A 17,950-nucleotide genomic window follows, 5' to 3' on the forward strand; every position below is an offset into this window, starting at 1 on the left:
GAAGGTATTAGAATGCGATTACTTGTTTTTTTGATGTGTTTACTTGCTGCCGGGCTGTGGGCGCGCCCCATTAATGACGGCAATAAATTGTTTAAGAACGGCGACTACGCCGGTGCGCTCGAAAAGTACATGAAGGCCCGTGAATCGGAGCCTGCAAACCCGCTTTTGTTCTACAATATCGGAACTTGCCAGTACAAGCTCGGCAACTATGACGAAGCCAAGAAAGAGCTTGAGAGCGCCGTGCGCATGCCCGACCAAAAGATGGCGGCGAAGGCTGCCTACAATTTGGCGAATACGCATTTCCGCATGGGCGAAAAAGCGGCCGAAGGTAGCGAACGCATTGCCGCATGGCGCGAATCGGTCGCTTACTTGAAGAAGGCCATTGACCTCGACAACACTTTTGAAAATGCGAAAAAGAACGTGGAAATCGTTCAGCGCAAACTGAAAGAAGAACTCGACAAGCAAAAGCAGAATCAGGACCAGAACCAAGACCAGAATAACGACCAGAAGCAGCCGCCTTTGAGCGACAAGGCCAAGGAAGTTCTGGCGCGAGCCTTGCAGCTTTGCAAAGACGGCAAGTACGCCGAAGCAAAGGAAATGCTCGAGAATCTGATTGCCGAAGACGAGACCGCCGGCCAGCTCAGCGGACACGTACAGCGCATTGACGACGTCATCGAAATCAAGGCCGGCCGCAAGCCCAAGGCGAAGATTGACGCCAGTAACACCGACAACGACCTGGAGGTAATCTAATGGCTATGAGCTATGGGCACGCTCCCTTCGGTCGCTTCGAGGTGCGAGCTATTCAGATTTGTGCAGTTGTATTTTTCCTTGCAGTGGCGGCGTTTGCGGCGCCGAAGTCGGCAAGCGCCTACTACAGCGATGCGGCGTTCCAGTATATTGAAAACCGCTTGCCCTCGGCAGAAATTACTTGTAACGAAGGCCTGCAATATTATCCGAACGACCAAAAACTGCAAATGCTCCTGGACCGTATTCACGAGGCCAAGGACGAGCAGAAGAACGAAAACAAGAAAAACGACAAGAACCAGGATAATAACCAAGATCAGAATCAGGACCAGAACAAGGACGAAAATCAGCAGGACCAGAATAAGGACCAGCAAAACCAAGACCAGAATCAGAATGGTGACGGGCAGTCCAGCAGTTCTGAATCTGACCAGAATCAAGACCAGCAGAATGGTCAAAATGGTCAATCCAGCGATTCGAAGTCCGAAAGTTCCGACAGCAACGAAGGCGGTGCCGGCCAACAGCCCGAGCAGCAGCCTGAACAGCAACCCGAAGGCGAATCCAGCGACAGCAATGGTGGCGAAGAACCGCAGGAACAGCCGATGCAGATGGGTGAAATGAGCCCTGAAGAAGCGGCACAGCTGTTGAAGGATTTCGACGAGCAGAACGGCGAACGCAAGCCCTGGAAACCTATCCGCGGCCAAGCAAGACCTGCCAAAGACTGGTAAGGCGAGCGCCGCAGAAAAATGCTTGCATTTTTCTATGGCCGAGCCGCCAAGTTTTGCGCCGGAAGAGCGCAACGACTGGTAAGGCACTCATTTGTTACCCCGGCCGCAGTGCCGGGGCTTCCTTTTTTATATTGGATTGTATGAGAAATCTTGCCCTTGTTTTTTATTTTAGCGCTTTGGTGAGTGCGGGCATTGTCGCCTGCGGTGACGATTCTTCGTCGGCAAATGCCGCCGATACGCCTTCGAGCGAAAGCTCGCTCTTGTCCAGTTCTTCGGCGGATCATTCTGCTGGAGACAAGTCTTCGAGTTCGGAAAAAGCATCTTCTGAATCAAAGCCTTCTTCGTCAAGTGCAGAGCCGAATTCTTCGGAGAATGTCGCGAAATCTTCTGAATCGACTTCGGTGTCGTCTTCATCCGTTGTGTCGGAGGTTTCTTCGTCGAGTTTGGCGCCCGCGTCTTCTGGCAATAGCACCCCCGATGACGGCAAGTGCACGAATTGCGATAGCTTTACCGCTGCAGACCCTGAACTCACCGAGAAGGGCGGCAAGGGTTCCGTGACGACTTACGGGAGCATCACGGCAAAAGAAACGAGCCTGGGTGGCGCTTGCAACTACGGACAAACTAATATCCAGTATTACGCGGCGATTCACGTGAACGTTTCTCCCGGAGATGAAAAGGGTCCGTGGAATGGTGGCGCCGCTTGCGGTGGCTGCGTGCATGTGAAGGCGAGAACACCTGATGGCTGGAAAGAAGTCACGGTGCGCATTACCGACCGTTGTCCCGATGCAAATTGCGGAGTAGACTTGGGCGGTGCTCCGGCCTCTGATATTATGGGGATTAACGTTGGCCGTTATTCCGGCGAATGGGAATTTGTGAGTTGCGAAGGTGTAGAGGGCGTGTGGGGCGACTCCACCTCTATCTGGGTCAAGGAAGGTGCCAGCGAATTCTGGAGCATTATCCATGTGCGCAACCCGAAAGACATGGTCAAATCCATTACGATTTACGGCGTAGATACTCGCGATGTTCATGAACTCGAAATGGTCGTGGGCACCGAAAACTTCTGGACGGTTCCACAAAGCGTGCTGCAAACGGACAACCGCTATCGTGTCGTGGTCAAGTACCGCACCGGAACCGATGACGAGTGGAAAATAAAAGGCTCTGACTTAGCAGAGCCCGAAGCGAATCTGTATTTGTACGAGCATCGCAATTAAGACGTATGTATATGATATTTCAGGCATAATGAACGGATGACGATATATTTACTCAAAATCTTTTTAAATTGATTGTAGAAAAATGCATAATGCCGTGGGAGGGCAAACTTGTATGGATTTTGATAAGATTCTATCGCATTATAAGGCGAATGCCTGCGTGATGTCCGTGGAACTGTACCCGGATGGATCTTATGGGAATATCCGCGTTGTGGCTGGGAACAAGGCTCATTGCGAAGAAATGGAGTCAACTCAGGGGCGCCCGTTTGTGCCGGATTGTCCGTATGAGTTTTGCTTCCCGAAAAACCAGAACTTCGAAGACCACTGTTTCCGCTGCGTGCAGTCGGGCAAGCCTCTCCATGCTTATGTGAACCTGTACATGATGGGCCTCTGGCTGAACATGTTCTTGATGCCGCTGGATTCCGACCGCGAAGACGTCGGTTACTGCGTTTACTGTTACGATGTCGCACCCAAGGCTGATTCTTCGGCCATGGCAGACCTTTCCGGAGACACCGCCTCGAACGTTCTCAAGGCTTGTATCAAGCTGCGCGGTGCAGAAAATGTCAAGCAGACTTTCCAGGAAGTGGTCGAGGATATCCGTCAATCTTGCGAATCCGATCAATGCTGCATTTTGCTCACCGATGCTGAAAATCGCGAGTGCTCCATTTTTGCAGAATCGACTCGAGAAGGTCTGAAAGTACAGCCGATGTCTCGATATGTTGAAGGCTTTTACGCGATTGCAGAAACATGGCCGGAAACGCTTGCCGGCAGTACATGCATTATTGTGAAAGACGAACGCGATATGGAAAAGCTGCGCTTGACGAACCCGATTTGGGGCTCGATGCTTGACCTTTCCGGCGTAAAGACGATTATGCTTTTCCCGTTGCGTCATGGCGGTGAATTGCTTGGCTACTTGTGGACGGTTAATTTTAATGTCGACAATACGCTGATTATCAAGGAAACGCTTGAAGTTACAACGTTCCTTATCGCATCTGAAATTTCGAGTTACTTGCTTTTGAACAAGCTTCAAACGCTAAGTACGATCGATTCGCTTACTGGCGTGAAAAATCGTAATGTAATGAACAACCGCATTGACCAAATTGTGGCGGGGCGCAAGCCGACTCCCAAGGCCGTTATATTTGCCGACTTAAACGGACTCAAGTACACAAACGACGAACAGGGACATCTCTCTGGCGATAAAGTGTTGCGCTCGGCGGCAGAAATTCTGCAATACGTTTTCCCGGAAGAAGACGTGTATCGCGCCGGTGGCGATGAATTTATGGTACTTGTCTCGGGCATCTCGGAAGACGAATTGAATACCCGCATTGCCAAAATACGCACGATGGCAAAACTGTCCGAAAACGTGTATTTCTCTATTGGCGTATGTTGTGGTGAACCTGATGTTCGCAGAGCAATGCATATTGCAGACGAACGAATGTATGTCGACAAGAAGTCTTTTTACATCGAACACCCTGAATTAAAATACAGATAAGACCGTGAGGCTTCATGAATCAGCCTCGCGAATCTCGAACTTACGCGGCCATTGACTTAAAGTCGTTCTTTGCCTCGGTGGAATGTATCCTTCGGGGCCTTGATCCGCTTAAAGCGAAACTTGTAGTGGCCGACGAAAGCCGTACCGAGAAGACGATTTGCTTAGCGGTGACGCCTGCGCTCAAGGCTTACGGAATTCCGGGGCGTGCGCGACTTTTCGAGGTGAACCAGAAGGTGCGCGAGGTGCTGCGTCGTACAGGCGAAAAGATTGAATTTACCATCGCAAAGCCGCAGATGGCAAAGTACGTGGAGTATTCCACGAAGGTGTACAATGTTTACTTGAAGTATGTGAGCGCCGAAGATATTCACGCGTATTCCATCGACGAATGTTTTCTGGACTTGACGAAATACCTGAAGTTGTACAAGAAGACTGCACGGGAATTGGTGAAGACGATTATCCAGGATGTTTTTGCGACTACGGGAATAACGGCAACGGGTGGAATTGGCACGAACTTGTACCTTTGCAAGATCGCGATGGATGTGATGGCGAAGCATGTGGATGCGGATGCCGACGGCGTGCGCATTGCAGAACTTGACGAAATGAGTTACCGCAAGCAACTTTGGGCGCACAGGCCGCTCACGAGTTTTTGGCAGGTGGGCCGCGGGATTGCAGAGCGCCTGGAAAATTGCAGGCTGAATGCGGGGCGCGGCATTTACACGATGGGTGACATTGCCCGCGTGAGTGTGAAAAATCCCGAAGCGCTGTACAAGCTTTTCGGCGTGAATGCGGAGATTTTGATTGACCATGCTTGGGGTTATGAGCCTTGCACGATTGCGGACATCAAGAAGTCGAAGCCGCGGAACAGGAGCACGGGCGAAGGCCAGGTGCTGCAGGATCCGTATCCGTTCGACAAGGCGCGTCTTGTGGTACGCGAAATGGTCGATACGGTTTCGATGACTTTGATTGCGCACGACCTTGTGACAAACGCGATGGTACTCACGGTGGGCTACGACCGCGAAAACGTAGACAAGGGGATTTACCACGGCGTGACCGTGACGGATTTTTACGGGCGCACGATTCCAAAGCCCGCTCATGGCACGGCAAGTATCGGTTATTATACCAGCTCACAATCGGTGATGGCCGATGCGGTCATGAAGCTTTTCGACCGCATCGTGGATCCGAAATTGACAGTGCGCCGCTTGAACTTGGTGGCCGCCGACATCGTGGATGCGAGCCATGAACAGTACGACTTGTTCACTGACGTGCAAAAGCAGGAAAAAGAAAAGAAGCGCCTGAAGGCGGAACTTTTAATCAAGAAACGTTTTGGCAAGAACGCGATTGTAAAAGGAATGGACTTGCAAGAAGGTGCTACTACCATCGAACGCAACGGACAAATCGGAGGACACCGTGCCTAGGGGTGTGAGGTCGCTCCCCTTGCAGGGTCGCTTTGAGGCTTGAGGTTTGTGGATAATGAAAAATTTTTAACTTTTAATACCTCGCTCCTCATACCTCAAAGCGCCAACGGCGCGAGCTCACCGCCTTTTATGATTGATAATTACAAAGACATCATCGATTTGCCGTATCCGCGGAACGACTGGAATTTCATGATGAAGCATCCGCGCATGAAAGTGGAAGACCGCGCAAAGATTTTCCACCCATTTGCGGCGTTGCGCGGGCATGCCGAGGCGCTTGACGCGACGGCCGAACGCAAGCTTGAGGCGGTCGCGAACGAACTCACGCTAGACGAGAATTTTTAAATTAGTGGTATCATGTCACAGCCTGTTCGCAACATTGCAATCCTTGCCCACGTAGATGCCGGAAAGACGACTCTTTCGGAGCGTATTCTTTTTGCGGCGGGCGAGGTTCGCCGGCCGGGCAAGGTGGAAGAAGGCCTTGCCACCATGGACTACATGCCCGAAGAAAAAGAGCGCGGCATTACCATCGAGAGCGGCGTGGCGCATTTTGAATGGAAGAACACTTGGTTCAATTTTATCGATACGCCAGGGCATGTGGATTTTGGCGCCGAAGTCGACACGGCGCTTACAGCCGTCGAGGGCGCTGTACTTGTGGTGAGCGCTGCGAGCGGAGTGGAAACGCAGACGGTGGCTGCCTTCCGTAAACTGCGCGAAGCGGGCGTGCGGACGATTCTATTTGTCAATAAGCTCGACAATCCCGACTATTCGCTTGACGAAACGCTAATTAATATTGAAGAAGTTCTGGGCGTGCGCCCGGTGCTCATGACGCTCCCGGAATACAAGGGCGGACGCATGTCGGGCGTACTCGATGTGCTGAGCAAGAGCCGCCTGATTCATTCGGATACAGGCGAAGAAATTGTGGATGATTCCTGGCCGCAAGCAGGCGAGGTGAGCGATTCTACCGAGAAAATCAAGAAGCATTACGCCGAGGCGGTGGAATTCGCGAGCAATTTTGACGACGAAGTATTGCAACTTGCGCTCGAAGGAAAACCGGTTTCGCCCAAGACGCTTTTGCGCGGGCTCAAGGAACTGGCAAAGAGCAATGATTACGCGCTTTGCTATGCAGGTTCGGCTATTGAAGGTTTTGGCGTGCGCAGCCTGACAACGGCACTGACATTCTTCTTGCCTGACGTACCTGAATTTGCAGACAATGAATTAGGACAGGTGATTCGCTTGCGCCACTTTAAGGGCGTGGGCGAGATTTCACTGTTCCGCAGTCATACGAACATGGAGCGCAAGGAATGGCCCGCGGGTTTTGAATTTTCTCGCCTGAAGGCGAACTTGTTACAGCCTGTTGACGAAATCCGTTCGGGCGATATTTACGCGATGCGCACCCCGTTCGAAACGGAACTGGGTGAAATTCTCAAAGTGACGCCCGAAGGGCGGAGCGACCCCATACCTCAAAGCGACCAAGGGGAGCGCGCTCATTCCTCTATCCGCGATAAGTACCAGCCGCTCTTGCAGACTCGCGTGGAATGCTTGGGTGCTGAAGATTACCATCATGTTGAAAAGAGCCTGAATGTTTTGGCTCGCATGGACCCCAGCTTCCGCGTGCAAAAAGACGATGGCGGATTCTGGTATTTGCATACGGTGGGCGAAGTGCAACTCGACGTATTGCTTGCCCGACTCAAGCGTGAATTCGGCTGCGAAGTCAAGGCAGGATCACCTGAAGTCCGTTGGCAGGAACGCCTCTGCCGCAATGTGGGCCCTGTCGAGAATACGTTCCAGCTTGGCCCGCACAAGATTTCGATAAAGCTTTCGGCGACACCGCTCGATGGCGATGCGCACGATATTCGCCTCGCCGCAGAATTTCTGGAAAATGCTCCCCGCGAGATTCTGGCAGGCGTGCGTTCGGCTCTCCTGGAATCAACCGAAGTGGGAATTTTGGGTAAGGGCCCGCTTGTGGGTGTGTGCTTTGAAGTCCGCGAGTTCACATGGACCGAAGGCGCTCTGCCGCCGATGATCAAGAAGGCGTGCGCCGATGCCGTGACCAAGCTGATTAAGCCTGCCGATGTTCAATTGTACGAACCTGTCATGGAGCTGTCGCTGGAATGCCCTGTGAATTTTGCAGGCCTTGTGACGGGCGATATCCAGTCTCGCGATGGCAAGGTGAAAGAAATCGGTGGCGACGGCAAGACCCATTTTTTGAAGGCCGAAGTCCCGCTGCGTAAGATTTTCGGTTATGCGACAGGCGTCCGCAGCATCAGCAAAGGTACGGCTCTTTACAGCATGAAGTTGCTCGGCTACCGCCCCGCGACAGTTTGATATATATTTAAAACATGAGCGCCCAAATCCCCAATCCAAATACGATTCATCCCATCGCTGGCTACGACAAGGAAATCTACGTCAAGCCGACCATCAAGAATCCGAACATCATCGTCGGGGATTTTACCTACATCGCTGACTCGGAATTTGAAAGCCATGTGACGCACCATTACGACTTTATCGGCGACAAGCTCATCATCGGGAAGTTCTGCCAAATTGCAGCTGGCGTGGAATTTGTGATGAATGGCGCGAACCACCAGATGAATGCCGTTTCAACTTTCCCGTTCTATACGCTTGAAGGCTGGGACATGAAGCCACCTGCTGCAAGCGATATGCCGTTCAAGGGCGATACCGTTATCGGGAACGATGTGTGGATTGGGCAGAACGCGACTATTTTGCCTGGCGTGCATATTGGCGACGGTGCCATCATTGGTGCAAACAGCGTCGTCGGCAGCAACGTGGAACCCTACGCGGTCGTGGTCGGGAATCCTGCTGAAACAATCCGCTATCGCTTTGACGGCGAACTGACTTCGCTCCTTTTGAAATTCAAGTGGTGGGATAAGCCCGTCGAAGAAATCAACGCGCTGATTCCTATTCTCACGAACAGCGATTTGGAATTCGTAAAAAACAAAATTCGGGAATTAACAGAAAAGGTGGTTTAAAACCACCTTTTTAATTTGCAATTTTTGGCGCGTTACATTCTCGCAGCGCGGGCGCGGCGCCTAAAATGCTCGATAAGCGGGGCGACGGTTTCCTTGAAGTCGTCGTGAGTCTCGATGCGTACGAAGTCGATGGACATGCGCTGGAACAGCTCCTTGGTCGCCTTGCCCTGGCGCTTTGCCTCGCGGGCGAACGCTTCGCGGAAAGTCGCATCGCCGGTATCAATGAGGAGTGTTTCTCCGGTTTCGGGATCTTCTAGTTCTACGAGGCCCGCGGGCGGGAGTTCCATTTCGCGCGGGTCTACGACGGAGACCGCAAGCACGTCGTGGCGCTTACGGAGAATCTTGAACGCGTTCTCGAAACCTTCGTCCAGGAAGTCGCTCATCACCACGACGACGGCACGACGATTCAAAATCTTGCCTGCATACTCAAGGGCCACCTGCGTGTTCGTGCCGTGGTGCTGCGGCTTGAAGTAAAGGATTTCGCGGATGAGCCGCAGCACGTGCTTGCGGCCCTTCTCCGGCGGGATGAACAGTTCGACCTGGTCGGTGTAAATCAGCAAGCCGACCTTATCGTTGTTCTTGATGGCGGCAAACGCGAGGAGTGCGGTGAGCGTCGCCATGACTTCGCCCTTCATCTGCTTGCCCGAACCGAATTCCGAGCTGCTGGAAGCGTCGACCATCAAAAGCATGGTCATCTCGCGCTCTTCGATAAACTTTTTCACGTACGGCGTGCCGGTACGCGCCGTCACGTTCCAGTCAATGGTACGCACGTCGTCGCCCGGCATGTATTCGCGAACCTCGCTGAATTCCATACCGTTCCCCTTGAAGGAACTGTGGTAGGCACCGGTCATCACGGTGTCGAGCGTGCCGCGAACGCTAAGTTCAATGCGGCTCACGGTCTTTAAAACTTCTTTATCTAGCATTTCAAAGTCTCTTTTTTACGCTAAGAATATACAAAAGTGCGAAAGAAAAAGTCGCCAATGAGCAGGGAATGAAGTTGTTGCAACCTCGAAACATCGGTATGTACGGGCTAGGCGTGGGTGACTTTGATAATTGGCCTGTACGCAAGCCGATTTTTAAGAAAAAAAATCTGATTTTTTTGATGTTGTACAGGCCAAATGTGGTACTTTTATCGGTTTAGCCTGTACCAAAGTGCACTTTTGAAGAAAAAATTGTGATTTTTTGCGGCGTGGTACAGGCTAAGCGAGGTGTCTTTGTACATCTAGCCTGTACAGAGGCTGTTTTAGAGACAAACACAATGCTTTTTCGGGGGCTTTGTACAGGCTAAAATCGGTTTTCAGAGCTGTTTGGCCTGTACAAGTGTCTTTTGGGGCGAATCACATATATAAAAAACGGAAAAATAAGCAACTTGGGGCGGCCGCCCGCAAAAAAAATGATTATTTTGTTAGGCGAAAGGCTGAATCACTCAACCCTAATTACAGGTAGCTATGTCGGCAAAAGTAACGAGCAGCGACAAGATTGAAGATTTGTTCCCGGAAACCCCCATCCGCAAAATCATCACGCCGATGGAACGGTTGATGAAGGTGGAAACGACCGGTGGCATCGTTTTGATTATCATGACGATTGCGGCCCTGATCTGGGCGAATGTCAGTCCTGAATCTTACCATCATGTTTGGCACATGCCGTTTGCCTTGACGATTGGCAGTTGGGTCGGTTCGGCCGATTTGCATTGGCTCATTAACGACGCCATGATGACGATTTTCTTCTTCAATATCGGGCTTGAAGTCAAGGGCGAAATGACCTATGGCGAACTCAGGAACCCGAAGGCGGCGAGCCTGCCGATTATCGCGGCGGCTGGCGGCATGTTGTTCCCGGCCTTGATTTACTTGCTGCTTTGCCCGCATGGCGCCAATAGTGCGGCCCACGGTTGGGGTGTTCCGACAGCGACTGATATTGCTTTTGTGGTGGGCTGCATGGCTATCCTTGGCAAAAAGGTGCCGCATGCCCTGCGTGTGATGATTTTGACTCTGGCTATCGCCGACGATATCGGCGCCATCCTAGTGATTGCGATCGGTTACCCGAGCGGCGATGGCGTGAACTTTATTGCGCTCGGTACGGGTTTTGCCTTGCTCGCCTTGATCAACGTGATGTTTAGAATTGGCGTGCGCAACTTGCTGTTGCATGGCGTGATTGGCATTGCGGTGTGGGCGTTCTTTGTGAAGAGTGGCGTGCACCCGACTATCGCGGGCGTGCTGCTTGGACTCTCGGTGCCGGCAAAGCCTGTGCTTGCGAAGGGTAAACTTGCCCATTTCGCCGGCAGCGTGGGTGGAGCTCTTTCGGGCGAAGCCAAGGACCGCAACGAACAGTACGAAGTGTTTACGCTTTTGAAGCGCGGTGCCCGCGAAAGTATTTCGATGCAGGAACGCTTCTTCAAGCCGCTCGTTCCGTGGGTGAATTTCTTTATCATGCCGCTGTTCGCGCTCAGCAACGCGGGTGTCGAAATCAAGCTGGGCGGCGTGGAAGTGCCTGTGATGGGTGCGGTGGCCTTGGCCTTGATTCTGGGTAAGCCGATAGGCATTTTCCTGTTCAGCCTGCTTGCCGTAAAGATTGGCGTGTCGGTGAAGCCGAGCTACAGCTGGAAGATTTTGTGGGGCGGCGGTATGCTTGCCGGTATCGGCTTTACCATGGCCTTGTTTGTAGCTAACCTCGCTTTCGAGGTGGGCGACCGTCAGGATTCCGCGAAGCTCGGTATTCTCTTGGGTAGCTTCTGTGCCGCAATCCTTGGCACCATCTACATGAACCTCGTGTCGAAGGCGCATCACGAAGAATCGTAATGTCGCACTTCGTGTACATGCTCCGTTGTGCGGGCAACCGCATTTATACGGGGTATGCTGTGGATGTAGAAGCTCGTTTTGAACAACATAAATCCGGCAAGGGAGCGAAGTTTACCAAGGCATTCCCGCCGCAGTGCATTCTGCGAAAATTCGAGCTTTCCTCCCACGAAGAGGCGCTGCGTCTGGAGGCGCGCATCAAGAAACTCCCCCGCCCGCAAAAAGAGCTACTCGCCGCAGGGGATGACGCCTTGGCGGCGCAGTTGATTGAAGGTCTCGGCGAAACGCTTGAAACGCAGAAAGCTCGAGTGCGGAAGGAAAAGTCAAATAAACTTAAAATACTGCAAAAGTAGTTTTGAATTTAGGCCTTCTGTATAACGGCTGTCAAAGTATGTGAAGTGGTTGTCTTCATAAAACTTCTTGAGGAATTTATTGTTTTCGCATTCTAAAAATTCAATAATTCCGCCTACGTTTGTTTGAGAGTCTTCAATGACATCTTGTGCACGAGCCAAAAGTACTTGTCCGCTGATTCTTTTTTTAGGCTCTATTCCATAATTTTTCCCAAGCTGGGCGATCAAATAAGCACACACAGTATAGGAATCATTTTTTGAATCGTATTTTGCAAGACGTTCAATTTTCTTTTTTGCAGTATTTGAAAATTTGCATGCTTGAATTGTTAATGGTTTCAATGCGGTCGTGAAATAGCCCAATAATTCAGCATTGTCGTTGCATATCAAGTGCGTGATGGACTGCTTCTTTTGCGTAAATTCTACCGCATTATGATGAAGAAATTTTTCCACATCTTGATTAATTGGACATCTAAAAGAATCGATGAGCCGATGCACATCGTTTCCTGTTTCATTTGAGGTGTTTAGATATTTTGAAATGGGAAAAGTGACGTATCTATTTTCCATTGGGTCGGTTCTTGGACAAAAATGCCAAGATTTCCGACGAGTCGGTCAATATACGCCCATTAAAATGGGGTCTTGGTATAGATGCAAGCTTTTCTGCGTGTTCCAAAGACTCCGCAAAACGCTTTGAGCCTTCAGGACTAATCACAAAATTATGTGTAATGCTCGATGTAGCCATACCTTACTCCTAGCATTATGCCTTTGATGCTCTACGTTGAAAGTCTGAGGCCTGTCTCCTCATAGGGGTCCTGCAGTGTATGCTGCGACATCAAGCAGAGAGTTTAACTTGCCCCACGTATGGGGGATCCTAATACAACTATTAATATAACTTTTTATAAGAGTTTAGTCAAGCTTTAGTACTTTGCGTCAAAAAGGGTGGGAAAATGCAGATACTGAGTGAATTTTGGGGAATATTTATTTCTCGGCAAATGGGATTCTCAGATTCATCTTCTGATAATGTATATTTCAGCAAAGAGTAAATCGCCTAAAAATGGGAGCAAAATGATGGTGTACAAAATTTTTCTTAAAAGCATAATGGCGTTCTGCTCGCTTGGATCGCTGGGTTTGCTTGCTTGTAGTGACTCAACTTCTAAAAATACTACCGATGTTTTCCCGATAGAAGATGAGACTCCAGAAGGTTGTTTGATGGAACCTTTGGCAGATGATTCTGGAATAAAGGTCTTGTGCGATGGTGATTCCGTTGCGGTTCTGTTGAATGGAAAAGATGGGATCGATGGTAAGGATGGTAAAGATGGCGTTGATGGTAAAGACGGAAAGAACGGCGCTGATGGCAAGGATGGAAAAAGTTGTAATGCTGTACCTTTGCAAGATAATAGCGGCTTGAAGATTCTCTGTGGTGCAGATTCAGTCGGTGTTGTGTATAATGGTCGCGACGGCAAGGATGGAAAAGATGGTAAGGACGGAAAAGATGGAGTGGGTTGTTCAATAAAGAAAATTGATGATACGAATGCCCGTATTGTTTGCGGCTCGGATTCTCTCACATTTTTTATCGGGGGCGCCTCTGACGATATTGCTGTGACAATCGATTCACTTACAGGAGTTGCTCAAAAAGGTCCATTCTTGAAAGGATCTTCTGTTTATCTGTATGAATTGGCTGACGGAAAAACCTTAAAGCAGACTAAAGGGAATTTTGAAACCACCATCAAGTCTGATGATGGTCGCTTTAAATTTTCAGATATAGATCTAATTTGCCAATATGCAATGCTTTTGGCGGAAGGCCGTTATAAGAATGAATTAACAGAGACTGTTACGAGTTCTTCAATAAAGTTAAAAAGTCTTATTGATGTTTCCAAAGACAAATTTGCGAATGTGAATTTGTTGACGCATTTGGAATTTGAACGTGTTCATTATTTGGTCACCCAAAAGAAAATGAGTGTTGATTCGGCGAAGACTATCGCCCAATCCGAAATATTTAAACAGTTCTATATTGATGCTTCAGAGTTCGAAAAATCTGAAAGACTAGATGTAATGGGCAAGACGAACGCTGATGCAGCTCTGTTGGCGGTATCAGTGTTGTTGCAAGGAGATAGAAACGAAGCAGATTTGTCCGTTCTTTTGACTGAAATATCTGATGATATCAAGGAAGACGGCAAGTGGGATGATGAGAAAACATTAGCTGCCATTGCTGATTGGGCACAGAAAATAGATGAAAAGGATTCCGTGGCATTGATGAAATCAAATGCGGCTTTTGCAAAATACATCCATCAGTATTGGAGTGTAGAAAATGGTCTTGGTGTTTGCGGTAGCGATAGCGTTCCCAAGGGAACTGTCAAAAATGTGTTGAATGGCAAGTCCAAGTATTATGCTGCAAAATATGCGGATACTAGTAAGACGCAAGAACGCTTTGTTTGCGTGGGAGATTCCAAGTGGCGCCTTGCAACTGATATTGAAAAAGATACTGTTGAATGGAAACCGAAAAATGACAAGGATGGTACAATTTTGACAGGTCCCATTTCTGGGAAGAAATATGTCTTTGACAAGGATACGTTGCGCCCTGCATCAAAGGAGGAAATTGATGGGGAAAAGGGTTGTGTCAGTTATCTGAAAAATGAAAGTGTTTTACTTGCAAATCAGTATTCTTATTACAAATGTACCGAAGATGGCTGGACGTTTGATTTTGATCATTTGAATACGGGCTCGTTTAAGGATGCAAGAGATGGTAAGACGTATAAAACGATAGGAATAAAAGGCCAAATGTGGATGGCTGAAAACTTGAATTACGATTACCAAATTGATGGTGTTAGCTATGGCAGTGTTTGCTATGATGATGACTCTAAGAATTGCGATAAATATGGACGCCTTTACACTTGGGCTGCTGTGATGGATACGGCGAATAGTAAGTGTGGATGGAAATACGAATGCACTCCAAAGTATCCTGTACAAGGTATATGCCCTGATGGTTGGCATTTACCCGAAAATAGTGAATGGGAAACTTTGATTGCTGCTGTGGGTGGTGCAAAAAATGGCGCAATTCCCTTGAAGTCTAAAGAGGGGTGGTCCGACACGGATGATGGTGTCAGCAGCAATGGGACGGATTTGTACGGATTCAATGCAATTCCTGTGGGCTATCAGATGGAAAATGCAAGTGGTTACACCGCCGAAGACAAGCTTGTCAGTTATTGGAGTCCCACAGAAGAAGGCCTCCATTACGGATATGTCATGGAATTTCATCATTATACCCAAAATGTCAAGGTTGCCATTAGCTTGAAACATTGGGGATATTCTGTACGCTGTGTTAAGGATTAAGTCTAAGGGGATGACATGTTTTTTACTGACAGAATAAATACGCTTGAAGCCTTGTTCCGTGTTCGGACGGTCATCTTTGGGAAAAAGCTCCAGGTTTTCGAAGGGCGAGATGGCGTGATGAGCCTTTTGCAGGAATCGCTCGATGTGCAAACTAACGAAAGGGATTACCAGACTGCATTGGACATTATCAGGCCTTTGATGAAGGTGGCTGAAGATCATCCGTTTGTTTCTGACGGTTCTGTTGAATATATTTCTGTTTCTAGCAGAATGGAGCGTGCGCTTTACAAGCATTATTTTGAGGCTCAGTCAAGTCGATTGGTAAAGAACGTTCATTCCTGCTGCCCGATGGAATTTATTTGGCGGCAGGCAGGCCTTTTGGAATTGAACCTGGCAAATTATCCTGACGCAGAAAAGGCAATGTCCAATGCGACAAAATGGAACCCGGTTTCGGCAAAATACAGGCTCATGCTTGCACGAATCCATAGCGATCAAGGACGTTGGGAGAATGTAGTAGAAGATGCAGTGGCTGCCATGAAAGTCGCCTACAGGACAAACGACTTGATTCTCTGTTTTAGATTCCTGCGCAATTACTTCCTTTACAAAAAGATGTATCTGGAAGCGGTATACTGCAGTTTTGCGCGGTTGAATTATACGGATTCCGGCTGTGTTCTAGATGAAATCGTCGACGACATTTTGGGGTATGCCACGATGGTCGATGTTGAGCTTGATCAATCGAATGACGGGAGCATGACGGAGTCTTTAAAGCGCTTTGGCGTTACACTCGGATTTAATCCGGAAGTCGTGGCGGTGGCAAAAAAGAATTGTGAAGAAGCTTTTTTGGCCGGCGACGCGGAATTGGCGAATTACTTCGCCGAAATCATGTCGGGTTTAAAAACCGTACAAGAAAAAAAGGAAGCGTTCAACTTAAAACAGCTGGTTGAACATTACAAGAACATCAAGAGTTGATTATTTCACAATCAAGTCCACCACGAGCGCTATAGCCATGCCGATGCTGCAGACGCTAATGAATCGCTGAATAAACTTGTTGCCTTTTTTACGCTGCAAAAAGCTTCCGAAATAGCCTCCAACCCAGGCGCCACCTGCCATCAACACCGCAATGGGCCAGTTGATTTTGCCGTTGATTCCAAGGGTGACGGTACTTACCACCAAGAACACGTTGGTGAGGGAATTCTTGAGGGCGTTAATCTGGATTGGCGAAAGTCCGGTGTAGCGCGTGAGTCCAAAAATCTGCACGAATCCGACACCGACTTGCACGATGCAACCGTAGACGGCAATGCCGAAAAAGCCGAGTGCGCCCTTGAGGGTGAGTTTTTCGGGCGGTGCCACCGGAGGCTTGCCTAGAATATCCTTGCGCAGGTTGCTCATGATAACCACAAGGCAGATGACGACGGCAAGAATTGCCTGGAACAGCTTGTCACCGATACGCACTAGGAAACACGCTCCAAGAAGGGCTCCGAGGATAGTGGGCGTGAGCAGTTGAAAGAAAATGCGCTTGTTCAGGTAGCCATGACGCGCCAGGTTGAAGGCGCTGCTGAAATTCCCGATAATGAGTCCTATACGATTCGTACCGTTTGCAACAGTGGCGGGCATCCCGAGAAAAATCATGATAGGAAGGCTCAAGGTAGAGCCGCCGCCTGCGATACTATTGATAAGACTTACCACTGCGCCTAATACGAAATAGGCGGCGTAAAGTGCAAGTGCTGTAGGCTCGAAATTCATCGCGCCCAAATATAGAATTATCCGAAGAAGGCGTCGCTAAGGGATGCGCGGAAGGCGTGGATGCGGTCGGCGTTCGCTTCGCGGTGCGGGTAGGTAAAGTTACTGAGCAGCACCACGGCAGCACCCTTGTCGGGGTCGGCTACGATGCTTGCGCCGGTGAATCCCGTCTTGCCGAAGGTACGCGGCGAAATTTTTGTGCCCATGAATTTTGCGTTGCTCAGTTCCCAGCCGAGGGCGGTGCAGGCGTCCTTGGCGGTGGAATACTTGCTGGCCGAATCGAGCGCAAAGGCGTTTTCGCTGACCATCTTGAGAATTCCCGCCGGAGCGACCCGTGCGCATTCCCCGCCACATCCATTCGCAATCACACCATCGTTCAAAATCATTTGTACAAAATTCAGCAAGTCGGGCACGCAGCTGAACATGCCGGCGCTGCCGACGGGGAACAGCTTTCGCAGCACCCAGGCGCTTTCGTCGTGAATTTCACCCTGGATTTCGCGGCCCCTGAAACTGCAAATTTCGGTCGGCGAGATTTCTGCTTTCGGAATCGGATTCCAGTCGCGGGTTAGCGGATCCCAGCCGGAGCGTGTCATGCCGAGCGGAATAAAGAAACGCTCGCGGCCTTGCTGCTGCAAGTCCTTGCCCATAAGGCGCTGCAATATGATTCCAAGAAGTACGCTGGCGGGGTTGCCGTAATTAAAATCTGCGCCGGGCGCCTTCTCAAACTGGTATGTATACAGTGCGTTCAAAATGCCTTCGGCGGGCAACGTGCGCAGGGTCTTCATGGGCACACGGTAATCGAGACTGTGCGTCAGCAAGTGGAAAACACGAATGTCTTCGCGGTAATTGGTCTGGAGTTCGGGAATGAAGTCAATGACCTTTGTATCGACCGAGAGCTTGCCTTCGAGAATGTAACTCAGGGCGAGTGTGGAGGTGGGGCACACCTTGGTGAGGCTTGCGATGTCGAAAACCGTATTTTTGGGCGTGTTTAGCGTCAAAATTTCACGGCGACCGTCGGGTAGAATGAATCCGGCGACTGCTTTGTTGAAAATTCCCTCGGATTCAGCCCTCTTGAGCAGGCCTTCTAATGTTTCTTTTTCGAACTTCATGTATAGAAATATAGCATAGTGAATTTTTATTCCGAAATATCTTATATTTTGATTGTGTTCTCTA

General features: G+C 49.6%; 16 protein-coding genes. 12 read left to right on the forward strand and 4 right to left on the reverse strand.

Translation table 11 applies throughout. The features are described 5' to 3' along the window. Positions 1-12 precede the first annotated feature (12 nt). The 8 genes from B7988_RS11380 (at position 13) to B7988_RS11415 (ending at position 8,571) form a co-directional block, all read left to right on the forward strand. Positions 13-750, forward strand: a complete 738-nt coding sequence (locus B7988_RS11380; protein ID WP_088658002.1) for a tetratricopeptide repeat protein — start codon at positions 13-15, stop codon at positions 748-750. After that, a complete protein-coding gene (locus B7988_RS15075) occupies positions 750-1,469 on the forward strand; it encodes a hypothetical protein (RefSeq protein WP_170930643.1) in 720 nt (239 codons plus the stop codon). The genes B7988_RS11380 and B7988_RS15075 overlap by 1 nt, the downstream gene beginning before the upstream one ends. Positions 1,470-1,609: 140 nt before the next feature. Continuing rightward, positions 1,610-2,680 (forward strand): hypothetical protein, encoded by a 1,071-nt coding sequence (locus B7988_RS11390; RefSeq protein ID WP_249268978.1) that lies wholly within the window; start codon positions 1,610-1,612, stop codon positions 2,678-2,680. Positions 2,681-2,792: 112 nt separating this feature from the next. Further along, complete coding sequence (locus B7988_RS11395; protein ID WP_088658003.1) at positions 2,793-4,169, forward strand: sensor domain-containing diguanylate cyclase; 1,377 nt, start codon at positions 2,793-2,795, stop codon at positions 4,167-4,169. A 14-nt stretch (positions 4,170-4,183) separates the two neighbouring features. Then, on the forward strand, positions 4,184-5,584 hold the full coding sequence (locus B7988_RS11400; RefSeq protein WP_073322974.1) for a DNA methylase: 1,401 nt from the start codon (positions 4,184-4,186) through the stop codon (positions 5,582-5,584). A 129-nt stretch (positions 5,585-5,713) separates the two neighbouring features. Then, positions 5,714-5,926, forward strand: a complete 213-nt coding sequence (locus B7988_RS11405) for a hypothetical protein (RefSeq protein WP_088658004.1) — start codon at positions 5,714-5,716, stop codon at positions 5,924-5,926. A 12-nt stretch (positions 5,927-5,938) separates the two neighbouring features. Beyond that, positions 5,939-7,909, forward strand: coding sequence for a TetM/TetW/TetO/TetS family tetracycline resistance ribosomal protection protein (locus B7988_RS11410; RefSeq protein ID WP_088658005.1), 1,971 nt, complete (start codon positions 5,939-5,941; stop codon positions 7,907-7,909). A gap of 14 nt (positions 7,910-7,923) precedes the next feature. After that, complete coding sequence (locus B7988_RS11415; protein ID WP_088658006.1) at positions 7,924-8,571, forward strand: CatB-related O-acetyltransferase; 648 nt, start codon at positions 7,924-7,926, stop codon at positions 8,569-8,571. Positions 8,572-8,603: 32 nt separating this feature from the next. Here the strand turns inward: B7988_RS11415 and B7988_RS11420 are convergent, their stop codons facing one another. Further along, positions 8,604-9,494 carry a DUF58 domain-containing protein gene (locus B7988_RS11420; protein ID WP_073057186.1) on the reverse strand — a complete coding sequence of 297 codons (891 nt, stop codon included), beginning with the start codon at positions 9,492-9,494 and terminating at the stop codon, positions 8,604-8,606. Positions 9,495-10,019: 525 nt separating this feature from the next. Between B7988_RS11420 and nhaA the strand changes: the two genes are divergently transcribed. Together nhaA and B7988_RS11430 are read left to right on the forward strand one after the other, a co-directional pair. Continuing rightward, positions 10,020-11,366 (forward strand): Na+/H+ antiporter NhaA, encoded by a 1,347-nt coding sequence (gene nhaA / locus B7988_RS11425; RefSeq protein WP_088658007.1) that lies wholly within the window; start codon positions 10,020-10,022, stop codon positions 11,364-11,366. Beyond that, complete coding sequence (locus tag B7988_RS11430; protein WP_088658008.1) at positions 11,366-11,716, forward strand: GIY-YIG nuclease family protein; 351 nt, start codon at positions 11,366-11,368, stop codon at positions 11,714-11,716. The genes nhaA and B7988_RS11430 overlap by 1 nt, the downstream gene beginning before the upstream one ends. Here B7988_RS11430 and B7988_RS11435 read toward each other — a convergent pair. Then, positions 11,687-12,277, reverse strand: coding sequence for a mitochondrial large ribosomal subunit protein uL15m (locus tag B7988_RS11435; protein WP_088658009.1), 591 nt, complete (start codon positions 12,275-12,277; stop codon positions 11,687-11,689). The two genes, B7988_RS11430 and B7988_RS11435, sit on opposite strands and share 30 nt — an antisense overlap. 393 nt (positions 12,278-12,670) lie before the next feature. Here B7988_RS11435 and B7988_RS11440 point away from each other — a divergent pair, with 393 nt between their 5' ends. Together B7988_RS11440 and B7988_RS11445 are read left to right on the forward strand one after the other, a co-directional pair. Next, entirely contained in the window at positions 12,671-15,040 is a 2,370-nt protein-coding gene (locus tag B7988_RS11440; RefSeq protein WP_088658010.1) for a fibrobacter succinogenes major paralogous domain-containing protein, read from the forward strand. A 15-nt stretch (positions 15,041-15,055) separates the two neighbouring features. Continuing rightward, positions 15,056-16,006, forward strand: coding sequence for a tetratricopeptide repeat protein (locus tag B7988_RS11445; RefSeq protein WP_088658011.1), 951 nt, complete (start codon positions 15,056-15,058; stop codon positions 16,004-16,006). Here the strand turns inward: B7988_RS11445 and B7988_RS11450 are convergent, their stop codons facing one another. Then, positions 16,007-16,780, reverse strand: a complete 774-nt coding sequence (locus B7988_RS11450) for a sulfite exporter TauE/SafE family protein (RefSeq protein ID WP_073322990.1) — start codon at positions 16,778-16,780, stop codon at positions 16,007-16,009. Positions 16,781-16,797: 17 nt separating this feature from the next. Next, positions 16,798-17,886, reverse strand: a complete 1,089-nt coding sequence (locus B7988_RS11455; RefSeq protein WP_088658012.1) for a serine hydrolase domain-containing protein — start codon at positions 17,884-17,886, stop codon at positions 16,798-16,800. Positions 17,887-17,950: the final 64 nt, after the last annotated feature.

The organism is Fibrobacter sp. UWB1 (assembly GCF_002210325.1).
Classification (GTDB): domain Bacteria; phylum Fibrobacterota; class Fibrobacteria; order Fibrobacterales; family Fibrobacteraceae; genus Fibrobacter.

Bases quoted from the DNA above. Each gene is read 5' to 3' on its own strand.
- B7988_RS11380 (WP_088658002.1), top strand. From the start codon at position 13: ATGCGATTACTTGTTTTTTTGATGTGTTTACTTGCTGCCGGGCTGTGG.
- B7988_RS15075 (WP_170930643.1), top strand. From the start codon at position 750: ATGGCTATGAGCTATGGGCACGCTCCCTTCGGTCGCTTCGAGGTGCGA.
- B7988_RS11390 (WP_249268978.1), top strand. From the start codon at position 1,610: ATGAGAAATCTTGCCCTTGTTTTTTATTTTAGCGCTTTGGTGAGTGCG.
- B7988_RS11395 (WP_088658003.1), top strand. From the start codon at position 2,793: ATGGATTTTGATAAGATTCTATCGCATTATAAGGCGAATGCCTGCGTG.
- B7988_RS11400 (WP_073322974.1), top strand. From the start codon at position 4,184: ATGAATCAGCCTCGCGAATCTCGAACTTACGCGGCCATTGACTTAAAG.
- B7988_RS11405 (WP_088658004.1), top strand. From the start codon at position 5,714: ATGATTGATAATTACAAAGACATCATCGATTTGCCGTATCCGCGGAAC.
- B7988_RS11410 (WP_088658005.1), top strand. From the start codon at position 5,939: ATGTCACAGCCTGTTCGCAACATTGCAATCCTTGCCCACGTAGATGCC.
- B7988_RS11415 (WP_088658006.1), top strand. From the start codon at position 7,924: ATGAGCGCCCAAATCCCCAATCCAAATACGATTCATCCCATCGCTGGC.
- B7988_RS11420 (WP_073057186.1), bottom strand. From the start codon at position 9,494: ATGCTAGATAAAGAAGTTTTAAAGACCGTGAGCCGCATTGAACTTAGC.
- nhaA (WP_088658007.1), top strand. From the start codon at position 10,020: ATGTCGGCAAAAGTAACGAGCAGCGACAAGATTGAAGATTTGTTCCCG.
- B7988_RS11430 (WP_088658008.1), top strand. From the start codon at position 11,366: ATGTCGCACTTCGTGTACATGCTCCGTTGTGCGGGCAACCGCATTTAT.
- B7988_RS11435 (WP_088658009.1), bottom strand. From the start codon at position 12,277: ATGGAAAATAGATACGTCACTTTTCCCATTTCAAAATATCTAAACACC.
- B7988_RS11445 (WP_088658011.1), top strand. From the start codon at position 15,056: ATGTTTTTTACTGACAGAATAAATACGCTTGAAGCCTTGTTCCGTGTT.
- B7988_RS11450 (WP_073322990.1), bottom strand. From the start codon at position 16,780: ATGAATTTCGAGCCTACAGCACTTGCACTTTACGCCGCCTATTTCGTA.
- B7988_RS11455 (WP_088658012.1), bottom strand. From the start codon at position 17,886: ATGAAGTTCGAAAAAGAAACATTAGAAGGCCTGCTCAAGAGGGCTGAA.